The sequence below is a fragment of the Streptosporangium album genome (assembly GCF_014203795.1).
Classification (GTDB): domain Bacteria; phylum Actinomycetota; class Actinomycetes; order Streptosporangiales; family Streptosporangiaceae; genus Streptosporangium; species Streptosporangium album.
Genome location: NZ_JACHJU010000001.1, coordinates 4,015,964 through 4,031,235, shown reverse-complemented (window position 1 = coordinate 4,031,235; position 15,272 = coordinate 4,015,964). Strand labels below are relative to the sequence as shown.

General features: G+C 70.4%; 13 protein-coding genes and 1 pseudogene. 5 read left to right on the top strand and 9 right to left on the bottom strand.

Going from position 1 to position 15,272, the window contains the following annotated elements; all coding sequences use genetic code 11:
• Nucleotides 1-2: 2 nt before the first annotated feature.
• The 4 genes and pseudogenes from guaA to FHR32_RS19540 all read right to left on the bottom strand — a co-directional run bounded on the left by guaA (nucleotide 3) and on the right by FHR32_RS19540 (nucleotide 4,292).
• Nucleotides 3-1,565 carry a glutamine-hydrolyzing GMP synthase gene (gene guaA, locus FHR32_RS19555; protein WP_376773340.1) on the bottom strand — a complete coding sequence of 521 codons (1,563 nt, stop codon included), beginning with the start codon at nucleotides 1,563-1,565 and terminating at the stop codon, nucleotides 3-5.
• Between the two features lie 93 nt (nucleotides 1,566-1,658).
• Nucleotides 1,659-2,411, bottom strand: a complete 753-nt coding sequence (locus FHR32_RS19550; RefSeq protein ID WP_184756596.1) for an amino acid ABC transporter ATP-binding protein — start codon at nucleotides 2,409-2,411, stop codon at nucleotides 1,659-1,661.
• Nucleotides 2,412-2,591: 180 nt separating this feature from the next.
• Nucleotides 2,592-3,800: pseudogene (locus tag FHR32_RS19545) on the bottom strand (RNA-guided endonuclease InsQ/TnpB family protein); the annotation flags it as partial.
• Between the two features lie 12 nt (nucleotides 3,801-3,812).
• Nucleotides 3,813-4,292 (bottom strand): hypothetical protein, encoded by a 480-nt coding sequence (locus FHR32_RS19540; RefSeq protein WP_184755603.1) that lies wholly within the window; start codon nucleotides 4,290-4,292, stop codon nucleotides 3,813-3,815.
• A gap of 6 nt (nucleotides 4,293-4,298) precedes the next feature.
• On the opposite strand from FHR32_RS19540, the gene FHR32_RS19535 reads away from it, so the two are divergent.
• Nucleotides 4,299-4,640, top strand: coding sequence for a hypothetical protein (locus FHR32_RS19535; RefSeq protein ID WP_184755602.1), 342 nt, complete (start codon nucleotides 4,299-4,301; stop codon nucleotides 4,638-4,640).
• Here FHR32_RS19535 and FHR32_RS19530 read toward each other — a convergent pair.
• Nucleotides 4,637-6,151 (bottom strand): DUF885 family protein, encoded by a 1,515-nt coding sequence (locus FHR32_RS19530; RefSeq protein WP_184755601.1) that lies wholly within the window; start codon nucleotides 6,149-6,151, stop codon nucleotides 4,637-4,639. The genes FHR32_RS19535 and FHR32_RS19530 overlap by 4 nt on opposite strands.
• Nucleotides 6,152-6,319: 168 nt before the next feature.
• Between FHR32_RS19530 and FHR32_RS19525 the strand changes: the two genes are divergently transcribed.
• The gene (locus FHR32_RS19525) at nucleotides 6,320-6,793 is read left to right on the top strand and encodes a hypothetical protein (RefSeq protein WP_184755600.1); all 474 of its coding nucleotides are present in this window, start codon (nucleotides 6,320-6,322) and stop codon (nucleotides 6,791-6,793) included.
• A 91-nt stretch (nucleotides 6,794-6,884) separates the two neighbouring features.
• Here FHR32_RS19525 and FHR32_RS19520 read toward each other — a convergent pair whose 3' ends face one another.
• A complete protein-coding gene (locus FHR32_RS19520; RefSeq protein WP_184755599.1) occupies nucleotides 6,885-7,718 on the bottom strand; it encodes an NAD(P)H-binding protein in 834 nt (277 codons plus the stop codon).
• Between the two features lie 85 nt (nucleotides 7,719-7,803).
• Between FHR32_RS19520 and FHR32_RS19515 the strand changes: the two genes are divergently transcribed.
• Nucleotides 7,804-8,217: a winged helix-turn-helix transcriptional regulator gene (locus tag FHR32_RS19515; RefSeq protein WP_184755598.1), complete on the top strand. Its 414-nt coding sequence runs from the start codon at nucleotides 7,804-7,806 to the stop codon at nucleotides 8,215-8,217.
• A gap of 151 nt (nucleotides 8,218-8,368) precedes the next feature.
• Here FHR32_RS19515 and FHR32_RS19510 read toward each other — a convergent pair whose 3' ends face one another.
• A complete protein-coding gene (locus FHR32_RS19510; RefSeq protein ID WP_184755597.1) occupies nucleotides 8,369-9,760 on the bottom strand; it encodes a pyridoxal phosphate-dependent decarboxylase family protein in 1,392 nt (463 codons plus the stop codon).
• 312 nt (nucleotides 9,761-10,072) lie between these two features.
• Between FHR32_RS19510 and FHR32_RS19505 the strand changes: the two genes are divergently transcribed.
• Both FHR32_RS19505 and FHR32_RS19500 read left to right on the top strand, forming a co-directional pair.
• A complete protein-coding gene (locus FHR32_RS19505; protein ID WP_184755596.1) occupies nucleotides 10,073-10,822 on the top strand; it encodes a nucleotidyltransferase family protein in 750 nt (249 codons plus the stop codon).
• A gap of 395 nt (nucleotides 10,823-11,217) precedes the next feature.
• Nucleotides 11,218-11,754 (top strand): hypothetical protein, encoded by a 537-nt coding sequence (locus tag FHR32_RS19500; protein ID WP_184755595.1) that lies wholly within the window; start codon nucleotides 11,218-11,220, stop codon nucleotides 11,752-11,754.
• A 91-nt stretch (nucleotides 11,755-11,845) separates the two neighbouring features.
• On the opposite strand, the gene FHR32_RS19495 is transcribed toward FHR32_RS19500, so the two are convergent.
• Both FHR32_RS19495 and FHR32_RS19490 read right to left on the bottom strand, forming a co-directional pair.
• A complete protein-coding gene (locus FHR32_RS19495) occupies nucleotides 11,846-13,537 on the bottom strand; it encodes an FAD-dependent oxidoreductase (RefSeq protein WP_184755594.1) in 1,692 nt (563 codons plus the stop codon).
• A 106-nt stretch (nucleotides 13,538-13,643) separates the two neighbouring features.
• Nucleotides 13,644-15,209, bottom strand: coding sequence for a succinic semialdehyde dehydrogenase (locus FHR32_RS19490; protein ID WP_184755593.1), 1,566 nt, complete (start codon nucleotides 15,207-15,209; stop codon nucleotides 13,644-13,646).
• Between the last annotated feature and the right edge of the window lie 63 nt (nucleotides 15,210-15,272).

Here is a 15,272-nt window from a genome sequence, read left to right as displayed (position 1 = left end):
TCCTACTCCCATTCGATGGTGCCCGGGGGCTTGCTGGTCACGTCGAGGGCCACGCGGTTGACCTCCCGGACCTCGTTGGTGATCCGGGTGGAGATGCGGGCGAGCACGTCGTAGGGGACGCGGGACCAGTCGGCGGTCATGGCGTCCTCGCTGGAGACCGGACGCAGGACGACCGGATGGCCGTAGGTGCGGCCGTCGCCCTGGACGCCCACCGAACGGACGTCGGCCAGCAGGACGACCGGGCACTGCCAGATCTCCCGGTCCAGACCCGCGCGGGAGAGCTCCTCGCGGGCGATGGCGTCCGCCTCGCGGAGGATCTCCAGGCGGTCGTGCGTGACCGCGCCGATGATGCGGATGCCCAGGCCGGGGCCGGGGAACGGCTGGCGCCAGACCATCGCGGGGGGCAGGCCGAGCTCCTCGCCCGCGCGGCGGACCTCGTCCTTGAAAAGCGCTCGCAACGGCTCCACCAGCGAGAACCGCAGGTCGTCCGGGAGGCCGCCCACGTTGTGGTGCGACTTGATGTTGGCGGTGCCGGTGCCGCCCCCGGACTCGACCACGTCAGGATAGAGGGTGCCCTGAACGAGGAAGTCGACCGGGCCGTCGGCGAGGATGGCGCGCTGCTCGTCCTCGAAGACCCGGATGAACTCACGACCGATGATCTTGCGCTTCTCCTCCGGGTCGACGACTCCGTCGAGTGCCTTGAGGAAGCGTTCCTGGGCGTTCACCACGCGGAGCTTCACTCCGGTGACGGCCACGAAGTCACGCTCGACCTGCTCGGCCTCGCCCTTGCGCAGCAGTCCGTGGTCGACGAACACGCAGGTCAGACGTTCACCGATGGCCCGCTGCACCATCGCGGCGGCGACCGCGGAGTCCACCCCGCCCGACAGCGCGCAGATGGCGCGCCCCTCTGGGCCGATCTGGGCGCGGACCGCCTCCACCGCGTCCTCGACGATGTTGAGCATCGTCCAGGAGGGACGGCAGCCCGCCGCGTCGAGGAAGTGCTTCAGGACGGCCTGACCGTGCTCGGAGTGCAGGACCTCGGGATGGAACTGCACGCCGTACAAGCCCTTGCCGGGGTGCTCGAAGGCGGCGACCGGTGTCTGCGTGGTCGCGGCGGTGACGAGGAAATCCTCGGGGGCGGCGGCGACGCTGTCGCCGTGGGACATCCAGACCGACTGCTTGGCCGGCAGGCCGGCGAAGAGCACGCCTTCCTGGGCCACGTCGAGCTGGGTCCCGCCGTACTCGGCGAGGCCGGTCCTGGCCACCTGGCCGCCGAGCGCCTGAGCCATGACCTGGAAGCCATAGCAGATGCCGAAGGTGGGCACCCCGGTCTCGAACAGGCCGGCGGGCGCGGCGGGGGCGCCTTCGGCGTAGACCGACGAGGGCCCGCCGGACAGGATGATGGCCTTGGGCTTCTTGGCCATCATCTCCTCCACCGGCATCGTCGAGGGGACGATCTCGGAGTAGACGTGGCATTCACGCACCCGTCGCGCGATCAGCTGCGCGTACTGCGCACCGAAGTCGACGACCAGGACCGTGTCGAACTCAGACACCAAGACCCCCAAAGGAAACGCAAGCGGTGAATCCAGTCTATCGGCGCCTGCCGGCGTGCTTACGCGGAGTCGGAAAGGAGGCGACGGGACCGCTGCCGGCCGGTGTCAGAGAACTCTGCTCAGGAACGCCCTGGTCCGCGGGTTGCTCGGGTTGTCCAGCACCTCGGCGGGCGCACCGGCCTCGACCACGACCCCGCCGTCCATGAAGACCACCCGGTCGGCCACCTCACGGGCGAACCCGACCTCGTGCGTGACGACGATCATGGTGAGACCGTCGTTGGCGAGATCCTTCATGGTGGCGAGCACCTCGCCCACGAGCTCGGGGTCCAGCGCGCTGGTCGGCTCGTCGAAGAGCATCAGCTTGGGCTCCATCGCCAGTGCCCGGGCGATGGCGACGCGCTGCTGCTGACCGCCGGAGAGCTGGCGGGGGTAGCTGTGCGCCTTGTCCTCCAGGCCGACCCGTTTCAGCAGGGCGAAGGCCCGCTCCCGCGCCTTGCCGCGGGATTCGCCGCGCACGCCCACAGGCGCCTCGATGATGTTCCGCACCACGGTGAAGTGCGGAAAGAGGTTGAACTGCTGGAAGACCATGCCGATCTCCCGGCGCTGACGGGTGATCTCACGGGTCCGCAGATGCCGTACGCGCCCGCCGGAGGCGTCGAAGCCCATCAGCTCGCCGTCGACGTGGATCGCGCCGCCGTCGATGGTCTCCAGGTGGTTGACGCAGCGCAGGAACGTCGACTTCCCGGACCCGGAGGGGCCGAGGATGACGACGACCTCGCCCCGCTGGACGTCCAGGTCGATGCCCTTGAGCACCTCCAGGTGGCCGAAGCTCTTACGTACGGCCCTGGCGTGGACCATGGGTGTGGTCACGATGGTGTCTCCGTGGATGTCGGGGCCGCCGGAGGCCGGCGTCGCCGGAACAGAAGGAAGCTCCAGAAACTCTGCGGGGCGTTGCGGGTCGCCCCGCGTGCGTAGTGGCGCTCGTTGACTTCCTCCCCACGGCTGAAGCCGGAGGATTCCCACCCTCACGGGTGGAGTTTCCTGCTTCACCGCCAGTCGCCCGCCGGGCCTGCGCCCTTGAGGTCTTACACCGGCTCCACAGGCGTTTCACCTCTCCGCCAGCCCGGCGGCGAGGATGTTCTTCGCGGCGTTCACATCACGGTCATGGACCACGCCACAGGCGCACACCCAGTCGCGGACGTTCAGCGGCATGAACCGCTGGAGCGCGCCGCACGCCGAGCACAGCTTCGAGGAGGGAAACCACCGGTCCACCACCAGCAGCTCCCGCCCGTACCACTGCGCCTTGTACTCCAGCATGGTGCGCATCTGCCGCCAGCTCGCATCGGAGATCGCGCGGGCCAGGCTGTGGTTTTTCACCAGGTTACGCACGGTGAGATCCTCGATCACGACCACTTGGTTCTCGCGGACGATCGCGGTGGTGAGCTTGTGCAGGACATCGCGGCGACGGTCGGTGATCCGGGCATGCACCCGGGCGACCTTCACCCTCGCCCTGCCCCGATTCGCCGACCCCTTCTCCTTGCGGGCCGGTATCCGCTGCGCGCGGGCGAGTCTCCTGCGGTCGGCGCGTTCGTGGCGGGGGTTGGTGACCTTGCCGTCGTCGTCGGTCACGCCCGGAATCGGACGCGACAGGGTGACCAGCGCGGTGATCCCGGCGTCCACCCCGACCATGTCCGAGGTCGGGTCCAGAGGCCGGACGGTGTCCTCACACAGGATCGACACCGACCAGCGCCCGGCCGCGTCCTTCGACACGGTCACCGTGGACGGATCGGCCCCCTCGGGCAGCGGGCGCGACCACACGATGTTCAGCGGGGCGTCCATCTTCGCCAGGGTGAGCCGCCCGTCGTGGTAGCGGAACGCCGAGCGGGTGTACTCGGCCGACAGCCGGGACTTCTTCCGGGACTTGAACGCCGGGTACCCGGCCCGCTGGGCGAAGAAGTTCGCAAACGCCGTCTGCAGGTGCCGCAACGCCTGCTGCAACGGCACCGACGACACCTCGGCCAGGAAATCCAGCTCCTCGGTGCGTTTCCACTCCGTCAGCGCGGCCGACGATTCCACGTAGGAGACCTTGCGGCCTTCCGACCGGTAGGCGCGGGTCCGCTCCTGCAGGGCCTTGTTGTAGACGAGGCGGACGCAGCCGAACGTCCGGGCAAGCTCATCAGCCTGCTCGGGGGTCGGGTAGAAGCGGAACTTGAACGCCCGCTTCACGATCTGCGCCACGCCTCGCATCGTACCGAACGATCAGCTAAAAATCGCGCGCATGTTCGATTTAAACCGTGCGGCACCGTGCCGCGTTTCCTCCCCAGGGCCAAAGCCCGGGGTCTCCACGCTGGAGGTTTTCGATGAAACGATCTCCGCGTCACCTCGGTCGTTGAGTTCGTCCGACGCCACCTTCCGCGCCACTCCGGCAAGGAAGTCGGGTTTTCTTCCCTCACCCCAGTGGACGATGGCCGGGATCAGAGGGTTCAGCGCCGGAAACGTCTCCTGGCCGTCGGGAGGCTGTGCCCGAAAAGATTCCGCGCGGGGCCTGGCCTGGCTGATCATCTCCATGATCTCGCCAACCGGGCCTCGCGCACCGGCACGTTGCAGGACATCGACCACACGGAAGAACGATTCGACGGACGTCTTGGCGCGCATCAGGTCATTGAACGACTCGAGAAAGTCCTCCCATCGTCCGCGCCCGAACGCATGTCGACCCTCGCGATACAGGGTGACAGCCATGGCCTCGTGCTGTGGGTCCCGGTCCACGACGAGTCCGAAGCCCTGGCCACCCTGGCCGCGCACGGCGTCGCGGCGGCGCCGGGCAGCCGCTACCGCGTACGCCAGGGGCCGCCGCACCTGCGGATGGCGATCGCCCAGCTCACCGAGGACCCGGACGAGCTCGCCGAGATCGCCGACGTGATCGCACTGGCCGCCCGCCGCCCGGCCGGTTGGGCGGAGTGCGGGTCCGCAAGGGGCGGCCCACGCTCATGCCCGGAGAGACGGTGGCGGGCGCCCTGCGCTCACGTGTCCGGAGAGGCTCACCCATCGGGGGAGACCGTGGCGGATGCCCCGCGCTCACGCACCTAGAGTGCGCGGGCGAGGAGGCCGAGGGGCGGGGAGCCGAGGTCGAGCATCGCGGTGTGGAAACGCTTGAGCGTGAAGGAGGCGCCCCACTCGGTCCTGGCCCGCTCGCGCAGGGCGAGGATCTCCAGCTTGCCCCAGGTGTAGCGGCCGTAGGTCGGATCGAAGGTGGCCCGTGCCGCCTCCGACATCGCGGCGGGACCGGCGATGTGGGTGTCGGCCTCGAAGCGGCGGGCGCCCTCCTCGACGGTCATCGAGCCGGTGTGCACGCCGATGGCGCAGGCCAGCCGGGTCACCCGGATCAGCGCCTCCAGCCACACGCCGATCTCGAAGCGCGGGTCGTCGGGCGCGAAGCCCTCCTCGACACAGAGCTCCTCGGCGTAGTGCGCCCATCCCTCGGCGAACGCCATGGACATCAGCGTCCGCCGCACGTCGGAGGGGGCGTGGCGCAGAGCGCGGCCGTGCGAGAAGTGCCCCGGGGCGACCTCGTGCACGTTGATCGCGGGCAGCGTGGTGGCGCTGAAGACCTTCAGCCACTCCTCGATGTCACGCTCCGGCCAGGAGGGGGCGGGCGGGGTGACGTGGTACCACGACGGGCCCTCGGGCTCGCCGGGCGCGGCCCAGCTCATCATCGCCATCGCCCAGCGGCGCGACTCGGGGGCCAGGCCGACCCGGCACTCCCCGTCGTGGTAGGGGACCAGGTCCTTCTCCCTGGTGAAGGCGATCGCGCGCTCGGCCCCCACCCGCGCCGCGTCGAGCACGCCGTCGATGCCCGGGTGGTCGCGGACCAGCTCGCGCGAGACGTCCAGCGGCGGCCGGTCAACCATGCCCAGCTTCGCGCACGACTCGGTGAGCCGCGCCATGAGCCGGTCGCGCTCGGCGTCGGCCCGCGCGGCGAGGGCACCGAGGTCCACCGGGAGCCCGTCACCGGCGCCCATCAGCAGGGACAGGCCCTCGGCGCCGAGGGAGGCGTCCGGGTCCCCGGAGCGCGAGGCCTCCTCGACGTGCTCCAGCAGGCGGGCGTGCGCCTTCAGCGCCGCCTCGCGCGCAGACCCCTCCGCGTCCTTCGGCACCCCGGCCGCCAGTCCCCGTACGGCCCCCAGCAGCGCGGTGGCGACCGGCGCGCTGAGCAGGTCGAGCGAGGCGATCGCGTTGTCCACGGCCTCGGGCCAGCGCGCGAGATGGGCCAGCCTGGCGGCGGACCGCTCGGCCACCGGGGCGTACTCCCGGTCGTAGGTGGCCAGGTCGAGGTTGCTCAGATGCTCCAGCGGGCTGCGCCGGTGCAGCTCCAGCTCGCCGAACCTGACCCGGGTGGCCACCTCGAAGATCTCCAGATGGGCGGCGTCGTGCGGATCGTCCGGCAGCGCCCCCTTCCCGAGCGCGGCCAATCCGGCACGCACACCCTCGGGTGACAGGTCTTGGATCATCCCGTCGTACTCGTGCCGCCCGGCCATCTCCCGGGAGTCGGCCATGGCCATGTCACACACCGCCCGCAGGCGACCGTCCAGTTCGCTCATGGTTGTGAAGCTATCCCAGGACGGGTATCCACCCCGGGTGGATACCCGTCCTCGACAAGCGCCTCGCACGACGGGCAACCCGCCTGGCGATGATCCTTTTCCTCGAAATCTGGGTTGACCGTGAGCAGCCTCTGCCTTTCGGTTAACATCCGAGCTACTGTGGATATTATGACGATGGCCTATGAGGACGTGCCCTTCAGCGAGCTGCTCCATCATCCGGCCGCGACCACGAGAAGGCTGGACACCGTCCGGGCGCTGCGTCTCCGGCGCCGCGACGCCGGAGATCTCGCGCTGATGCGCGTCGACCAGTTGGAGCGGGACACCACGGTCGTCGATTTCACCTCCCGCCTCCTCGCCGGGCTCGTGCGCACCGAGAACATCGCGGCCCTGCGCCAGGCCCTGCCTGAGGCTCTGCCCTGGAGCACGTTTCTCCCCCCGGAGGACGTGGACACGATGCTCGCCGAGTTGGTGGACATCGCGCGCGGCGCGGTGGCCTTGGAGAACCTCGCTCCGATCGCGCTCCTGCTGGCCCAGTGGCGGCACAGTGCCGAAATCTATGCGGACCCGGCGCTGCTCGCCCTTCTCACCCGCGAGCCCGACGGTGACCTCGGCCCCGCCCCCATGCCCCGGATCACCGAGTGAGCCCGAAGCGGGGCGACCGGGCCGCACCACCCCCGACCGACGACGAGTACGATCTCCGCTCAGCCTGATCCTGGCTGAGGATCTCCGGTCGTCACCGGGAGGCACTCCCGGTGACGACCGTCAGGGCGGAGCGGGGAGCCCGGCCGAGCAGGGCCCGCAGGTCGCTCTCCGTCTCCGCCATGAACCCGTTCGCGATGCTGGAATACGTGGTCACCAGCATCGGGACCTGGAGCGGCTCCAGGCCGGAGACCGCGAAGGCCGCACGGGCCTCGGCGAGGGTACCGGGCTCATAGGAGACGGCGCTCCCGGTGGCGGCGGTGAGGGCGCGGGCGAGATCGGCGCCGCCGACGGCCTCCTCGCCGACGAGCTCGTAGGTCCGGCCCGCGTGCGCCCGGGCGTCGACGACCACGCGGGCCGCGACGTCGGCGAGGTCCTCCCTGGCGACCGCGGCCAGCCTGCCCTGTCCCAGGGGTGCGGTGACCCTCCCGTCCACGACGGGGGTGAGCGTGGCGAGCAGTTCGGCGTAGAGGCCGTTGCGCAGGACCGTCCAGGTCGCGTCTCCCTCCCGGAGCCTGCGCTCGGTCCAGCGGTGGGCGAGGGCGTAGGTCAGGTGGTCACCGGCGGCGCTCAGGCTGGTGTAGACGATGTGCCCGATCCCGGCTTTCTCCGCGGCCTCGATCGCCGCGCCGTGCCGGGCGACGACCACGTCGTCCTCGCCGTAGCCGGCCGAGACGAGCAGCAGCGTGTCCACCCCGGCGAAGCCGTCCGACAGGGAGTCGGGGTCGTCGAAGTCGACACGGCGGACCGGGAGCCCTCCCGGGGCCTGCCGGGGATCACGGGTGCCGAGCACGACGTCGTCGCGTCCGGAGAGCCGTGCGGCGACGAGTCCGCCGAGGGCGCCCGTGGCGCCGGTGATGAGAATCATGGAGATCTCCCCCGATTGACTGGTTCTTTCCGGTAACCGGGACCATCATCGATAACCACGGCGTACGGCATAAGGAGGCACTTTCATGTCAGTTGGGCACATCGCGGTAACCACCGAACCGGTCGTCTCCTGCGGAGGAGAGCACGAGGACTGCGGCATCCGCGAGGTTCTCGACCGGATCGGCGACAAATGGTCGGTGCTGGTCGTCGTCGAGCTGGCCCAGGGCATGCACCGGTTCCGGCAGCTCCAGCGGGCGGTCCCCGGCATCTCCCAGCGGATGCTCACCCTGACCGTCCGGCGCCTGGAACGCGACGGCCTGGTCTCCAGGACCGTCCATCCCACGGTCCCGCCGCAGGTCGAGTACGAGCTGACGGAGACCGGCCACAGCCTCACCCACCTGGTGAAGGCCCTGGCCGACTGGTCGGCCGAACACCGTGACGGCATCGCCGCGTCCCGACGTGCCTGGGACACGGCCAACCCCGACTCCGACATCCACTGAAACCAGTCGCGACCACGGCACCGCAGACGGCACGCTCGCCGAGCGGGAGAAGTGGACCGGCCAGCCCTTCGACGAGAGCGGCCCGGTAGAGGTGACCAGAGCCCTGTCCACTGCGACCTCGACCAGGACCACGCCGTCTAGTCCGGGTCCGTCACCGGCTGGTCTGACGCCCCTCCTCACCGATCCGGTCGAGCAGCGCCTCCAGCGTCTTGTCGTCCGTGGCGGGGGCCATCACGGCGATCCGCAGGTGGCGGACGCCGTCGATCTCGGCCGAGGTGAGCTGGAAGGCGCCGTCCTCCATCAGCCGCTCGCGGATCTCCACCTGGTCGCCGGTGCCGTACCGGAAACAGACGATGTTGCTCTCCGGCTCGTAGGGGCAGGTGAAGCCGGGGCGCTGCCGGGCCAGCTCCCAGAAACGGCGGGCGGTGGCGTACTGCCGCGCGACGTGGTCACCCAGGCCCCGCTCGCCCCGCCAGGCCAGGTTGAGGAAGACCTTCAGGCCCAGCTCGGCCTTGCTGCACTCCACGGTCCTGCCGATCAGGTCGGAGCCCTGGTCGCCGTAGAACAGGTAGCTCGCCCGTTGCTGGAAGGCCGCGTCCAGGTCGCTCTCCCGCCTGGTCAGTACGGCCGCCGCCAGGCTGGAGGTCCGCAGCATCTTGTGCGCGTCCCAGATGAGGGAGTCGGCCAGCTCGATCCCGTCGAGCAGGTGCCGGTGCTCCTCGCTGAGCAGTGCCGACGCCCCGTGGGCCCCGTCCACGTGGAACCAGACGCCGGTTTCGGCGCAGAACTCCCCGATGCCACGCAGGTCGTCGTGGAGCCCGGTCCCCGTCGCGCAGGCACCGGCCACCAGGGCCATCGGCCGCCGTCCCGCCCGCCGTACCCGGTCCAGGGCGTCGGGCAGGCGGGTGACCTCGATCCTGCCCAGCGCGTCGACGTCCAGCGGCATGACGGCCCGTTCCCCCAGCCCGAGGATCGCCGCGGCGCGGGTGAGCGAGTAGTGCGCCGACGCGGGCGCGAGCAGCGCGAGGTCGGCGGGGACACCGTCGGTCCACGCGTCCGGTGCGGCGGCCGCCCGCGCGGCCAGCAGCGCGGTGAGATTGGCCAGCGAACCGCCGTGGGTGAGCACCCCGCCGCCGGTGTCGCCGAAACCCACCGTGTCCAGCATCCAGCGCAGGACCTCGAACTCGACGGTCGCGGCCGAGGCGCCCATCTCGTAGATCGCCATGGGGTTGTTGGCGGCGCCGTGCACGAAGTCGGCGAGCGCGGCGGGGAAGTCGGGGGCGGCGACCTGGTGGCCCAGGTGGGCGGGGTGATGGAGCCGGGTCCCCTCGTCCAAATAGGCGGCCAGGAATTCGGCGTAGCTCTCCGGCGTCATCCCGCCCTCGCGGATCCACCGGACGAGTCCCAGCTTCTCGGCCAGCTCACGCGGCGGGCGACGGCCCAGAACGGGCGAGCCGCCACGCTGGCTCTCGTCCACGTAGGCGGCCAGCCCCTCGACTGTCACGGTGGCGGCGCGTACGAACTCCTCAACGTTCCAGATCACACCGGGATACTGGTCGAATACCCGACAAACCGCCAGCCGGGGCGTCCGGCACCACGTCAACATGCTCGGCCGCTCCCCCTGCCGGCTCCCGGAGCTGCCCGGCGGGCTCAGGCCGCCGCACGCCTCGGACGCCGCCGCCGACGAATGACCGCGCAGGCTCGCTTCGGCAAGCGGGGGGCGGTATAGTCGTGATCATGAAGTGATGACACGGTCCCGACGCATCGATCCACATGACGCTGTCCGAGCTCCCGCTCCGGCGTCTATCCGGTGCGCACACATCGCCCATCATTCACTTCACTCGATCGGATTCTTATGACCGACGAAATGTTCCTCGACCATGTCGCCGACCAGCTGGCCGCCCTGCCCGCCGTACACGCCGTCACCCTGGGCGGCTCGCGTGCTCAGGGCACCCACACCCCGGACAGCGACTGGGACTTCGCCGTCTATTACCGGGGCGGCTTCGATCCGGCCGACCTGCGTGCCGTCGGCTGGGACGGCGAGGTCTCCGAGATCGGCGACTGGGGCGGCGGCGTCTTCAACGGCGGAGCTTGGCTCACCGTCTACGGCCGGCCCGTCGATGTCCACTACCGCGACCTCGACGTCGTCGAACACGAACTCGCCGAGGCCCAGCAGGGCCGCTTCCGCTGGGAGCCGCTGATGTTCCACCTCGCGGGCGTCCCCAGCTACCTGGTGGTCGCCGAACTCGCCGTCAACCAGGTGCTACGCGGCACCCTGCCGCATCCCACGTACCCGGAGGCGCTGCGCGCAGCGGCCCCGCCGGAGTGGCGCGGCCGGGCGGCCCTGACGCTCCAGTACGCCAAGGGCGCGTACGTCCCGCGCGGACAGGCCACCGAGGTCGCGGGCGCGTTGGCCACCGTCGCCATGCAGACGGCGCACGCGGTGCTGGCGGCGCGTGGCGAGTGGGCCACCAACGAGAAGCGGCTTCTGCAGCAGGCGGGCCTACGCGGCATCGACGCGATCGTGGCCGGGCTGCGGCCGGAGCCCGAGGCCCTGACACGGGCGATCGCCGAGGCGGAGAAGTTGTTCCAGGCTGTCGCCTGAACGATGAGCACGGTGGTGGCGGAGGAGATGTCTCCCCCGCCACCACCGTCACCTCAGAACGGCCCGCCGTCCCTGCCCTGGAGACACCTCGATTCTCGCATATCGTAGAGTTAACTCAACATGATGTAGTATTACCTCTACACGGATCGGCATCCCAACAAGGAGATAAGGGCGGCGATCGATTACATGATCGCCGCCAGATGGACCGTCGAGAAGGCCGGAGGTCACGCATCGGGACGCGGTTCATGTCCTGGCGGACAACAAGGATGCAGACCGCCGACGTCCATATGGTCGACACCGCGCTCTCCGGAGGCGCACGCGAAGCGCCTGCGCCGTCTCGTTGACCAATGTCCGCACGCACCCGAAGACGATCCGACGGAAGGAGAGCAGATCGGATGACCGTTTACAGCTTCGAGCTGCACTTCGTGGCCTTGGCCGGCGAAGCGGTGATCGACGCTCTGCACGAGGCGGGATGGGACGATGCCACGGTGTCGCTCGATCCCGGCACGGGTGGGCCCGGCGTCGCCGCGTTCGACCGGGAAGCCGCCACGGCGGTGGAGGCGATCGCCTCCGCGATCACCCAGGGCCGGGCAGCCGGTGTTGAGGTGACCGGCGTCAACGAGGACCTTGTGACGCTTACCGAGATCGCCGAACGGACCGGACGGACCTTCGCCACAGCCGACCACTGGGCCGTGGGCCGCCGGGGACCCGGGGGGTTTCCGGCGCCGAAGGTGCGCCGGCCCCGGGTGAGTCTCTGGTCGTGGGCCGAGGTGGTGACCTGGCTGCACGAGAACCGCCTGGCCGAGGTGTCACTGATGGAGGTGGAGATCGCACGGGTGTGCGAGGTCGCCGACTCCCTGATCCGCGCTCACCGTCTCCAGCGCCGGCTCCCGGCCGAGGACCGTGAGCGCCTCTGTCACGCCATGGCCTGACCTCGCCCGGCGGAGAGGCCATGACCTCCGGGCCATGCCCCGGCGCTCCTGGCCCGGAGGCGGGTCGCACGGAACTCGACGGGCGGAGAAACTACGTGATGCCGACGATGGGCAGGCGGAGGGCGCCGGGAGCGGCGGCGGGGACGGCCGGGTTCCTGGGGGCGATCGGCGGCAGCCGGACGTAGGGAGAGCCCGGCGCGGGACGGGGGTCGGCCTCTCCCTTGTTGGGCCAGAGCGACATGGCGCGCTCGGCCTGGGCGGTGATGGTGAGGGAGGGGTTGACGCCGAGGTTGGCGGAGACGGCGGAGCCGTCGACGACGTGCAGTCCCTTGTGCCCGTACACCCGGTGGTAGGCGTCGATCACCCCGCTGTCCCGGTCCGCGCCGATCGCGCAGCCGCCCAGGAAGTGCGCGGTGGCGGGGATGTCGAACAGATCCAGCCAGGAACCTCCGGCCATGCCGCCGACCTCCTCGGCGGCGTGCCGGACGAACTCGTGGCCGACCGGGAGCCAGGTGGGGTTGGGCTCGCCGTGTCCCCGCCGGGAGCGGAGTCTCCAGCCGAACACGCCCTTCCTCGCGGACAGGGTGATCGAGTTGTCCTTCGCCTGCATGACCAGGGCGATGAGCCCGCGCTCGGACCACCGGCGGTGGTTGAACATCCGCAGCACCCGGTGGGGCCGGCGCGCCGCCTCGGCGAGGAACACGCGCCAGCGGGGAGGTCCGCCGCCGTCGATGAGCAGGGTGCGGAGCATGCCCATCGCGTTGGAGCCGTCGCCGTAGCGGACGGGCTCGATGTGGGTGTGGGCGTCGGGGTGGATGGAGGAGGTGATCGCCACACCGCGGTTGAGCTTCTCACCCTCGACGGACGGCCGCTCGAAGCCGAGCAGCGCTTCGGAGTTCGTCCTGGTCAGAGCGCCGAGCCGGTCGGACAGCCGGGGCAGGAGACCGTCGGACTTGAGGCGGTGCAGCAGGCGCTGCGTGCCGTACGTCCCGGCCGCGAAGATCACTTGTTCGGCGGTGAGGGTACGGCGGCGCCAGGGCGCGCCCGTCCTGCTCACCTCGACCTCGTAGCCGCCGTCCACCGGGCGGACCGAGGTGACCGTGGTCTCCGGGTGGACCGTGGCGCCGGCCTTCTCGGCGAGGTGGAGGTAGTTCTTGACGAGCGTGTTCTTGGCGCCGTGCCGGCAGCCGGTCATGCACTCGCCGCACTCGACGCAGCCCCTGCGGCGTGGCCCGGCGCCGCCGAAGTAGGGGTCGTCGACCTCGACGCCCGGCTCGCCGAAGAAGACGCCGACCGGGGCCAGATGGAAGGTGCCGCCCACGCCCATCTGGTCGGCGACCTTCCGCACCACCTCGTCGGCGCGGGTGACGGTCGGGTTGACCATCACACCCAGCATCCGCCTGGCCTGGTCGTAGGAGGGGGCGAGCTCCGCCTTCCAGTCGGTGATGCCCGCCCACTGGGCGTCGCTGAAGAACGGGTCGAGGGGTTCGTAGAGGGTGTTGGCGTAGACCAGCGAGCCGCCGCCGACCCCGGCGCCCGCGAGGACCATGACGCCGGTGCCCTTCTGGCCGCGCAGCACGTGGATGCGCTGGATGCCCTTCAGACCGAGCGCCGGCGCCCACAGGAAGTCACGGGCCCGCCAGGAGGTCGCGGGCAGCGTGCTGTCGTCGAACCGCCGTCCGGCCTCCAGCACGGCGACCTTGTAGCCCTTCTCCGTCAGCCGGAGCGCCGAGACGCTGCCGCCGAACCCCGAGCCGATCACCAGCACGTCGTAGTTGAACATCCACCGTTCCCTTCGAACCATGAGCCGGCCTCGGCGCGGGCCCTCGGCCCGAGCCGCTCCGCCGATCCCCGCGACCGACCGGCGGTCACCCGCGGAGAGGTGAGCCTCACTTCACGTGGAGCTTCTTCATGGTCTTGAGCAGGCCCGACAGGGTGTCGGCATACTTGTCGTAGGTCATGCCGAGGATCGGCTCGAAGCCCAGCCAGGAGGCCTGGCTGGAGACGGTCTGCGTCTCGGTGTACTTCAGCAGCCCCTCGGCCCCGTGCCTGCGCCCCAGGCCGGAGGACTTCATGCCGCCCATGGGAGCGTCGTAGGAGGCGTAGGCCGAGCCGTACCCCTCGTTGATGTTGACGGTCCCGGCCTTGATCCGGGTGGCCAGCGCGCGCCCCCGGGACAGGTCGCGGGTCCAGATGGAGGCGTTGAGGCCGTAGTCGCTGTCGTTGGCCTTCTCGACCGCCTCGTCCTCGTCGGCGAACCGGTAGACCGACACGACCGGGCCGAAGGTCTCGTCGCGGCACAGACCCATGCTCTCGTCCACCCCGGCCAGGATCGTGGGCTCGTAGAACAGCGGGCCGACGTCGGGGCGCGCCTTCCCGCCCGTGAGGACCTCGGCGCCCTTGGCGACGGCGTCGTCCACGTGGGCACTGACCGCGTCGAGCTGGCGCCGGGAGGTGAGCGAGCCCATCTGCACGTTCCAGTCGAGTCCCGCGCCGAGCTTCATGTTGCGGGTCTGGCGGACGAACCTCTCCACGAACGCGTCGTGCACGGCGTCGTGCACGTAGAGCCGCTCGACGGAGATGCAGAGCTGCCCGGCGTTGGTGAAACAGGCGCGCAGCGCGCCCTGCGCCGCCACGTCCAGGTCGGCGTCGTCGAGGACGATCATCGGGTTCTTGCCGCCGAGCTCCAGCGAGCAGCCGATCAGCCGGCTGGCCGCCGCCTCGGCGATCTTCCGGCCGCCCCGGGTCGAGCCGGTGAACGCCACGTAGTCGGCGCCCTCGATCAGCGGGTCACCGATCTCGGCGGGGTCGCCGAGGACGACCTGCCAGATCTCGCGGGGCATGCCGAGGGAGACCAGCAGGTCGATCGTCCACAGCGTGGACAGCGCGGTCTGGGTGTCGGGTTTGTGGACCACGGTGTTGCCGGCGAGCAGGGCCGGGACGACGTCGGTGACGCCGAGCGAGAGCGGGTAGTTCCACGGGGAGATCAGCGCCACGGTGCCCTTGGGGTGGCGCACCTCGAACGTCTTCGTCGCGATGGGGAAGATGCCCGCGCGGCGCCTGGGCGCCAGGAGGCCGGGCGCCCGCCGTACGTAGTGGAGCGTGCAGCCCGCCACGTCGAGAACCTCTTCGAAGGCGTGCCTGCGGGCCTTGCCGGTCTCCCACTGGACCACGTCGAGGATCTCCTCGCGCCGGTCGAGGAGGGCGTCGTGCAGCCGGAGGAAGGGCTCGGCCCTCTCCTGCACGGGCAGGGCCGCCCACGCCCGCTGAGCCTCATGCGCCTTGGCATGGGCGACGCGGACGTCCTCGGCGGTGGAGAGCGGCAGTTCGGCGAGGGGCTCGCCGGTGAAGGGCGCGGTGATCGCCTGCGTCTTCCCGCTGGAGGTCACCTGCCGGACGACGCGTTCGATCATGCTCTGGTCGAGGGTCCGGGCAGTTCCGAAAGTGACAGCCATGCTCGAAGAATATTCTGGGGTGGCCGTCTGTGGCTACCGGTCGGTAATGGCTTGACTTCCTCC

Coding starts and splice junctions, on each gene's coding strand:
- FHR32_RS19550 (WP_184756596.1), bottom strand. CDS start 2,411: ATGGTCCACGCCAGGGCCGTACGTAAGAGCTTCGGCCACCTGGAGGTG.
- FHR32_RS19540 (WP_184755603.1), bottom strand. CDS start 4,292: ATGGCTGTCACCCTGTATCGCGAGGGTCGACATGCGTTCGGGCGCGGA.
- FHR32_RS19530 (WP_184755601.1), bottom strand. CDS start 6,151: ATGAGCGAACTGGACGGTCGCCTGCGGGCGGTGTGTGACATGGCCATG.
- FHR32_RS19525 (WP_184755600.1), top strand. CDS start 6,320: ATGACGATGGCCTATGAGGACGTGCCCTTCAGCGAGCTGCTCCATCAT.
- FHR32_RS19520 (WP_184755599.1), bottom strand. CDS start 7,718: ATGATTCTCATCACCGGCGCCACGGGCGCCCTCGGCGGACTCGTCGCC.
- FHR32_RS19515 (WP_184755598.1), top strand. CDS start 7,804: ATGTCAGTTGGGCACATCGCGGTAACCACCGAACCGGTCGTCTCCTGC.
- FHR32_RS19505 (WP_184755596.1), top strand. CDS start 10,073: ATGACCGACGAAATGTTCCTCGACCATGTCGCCGACCAGCTGGCCGCC.
- FHR32_RS19500 (WP_184755595.1), top strand. CDS start 11,218: ATGACCGTTTACAGCTTCGAGCTGCACTTCGTGGCCTTGGCCGGCGAA.
- FHR32_RS19495 (WP_184755594.1), bottom strand. CDS start 13,537: ATGTTCAACTACGACGTGCTGGTGATCGGCTCGGGGTTCGGCGGCAGC.
- FHR32_RS19490 (WP_184755593.1), bottom strand. CDS start 15,209: ATGGCTGTCACTTTCGGAACTGCCCGGACCCTCGACCAGAGCATGATC.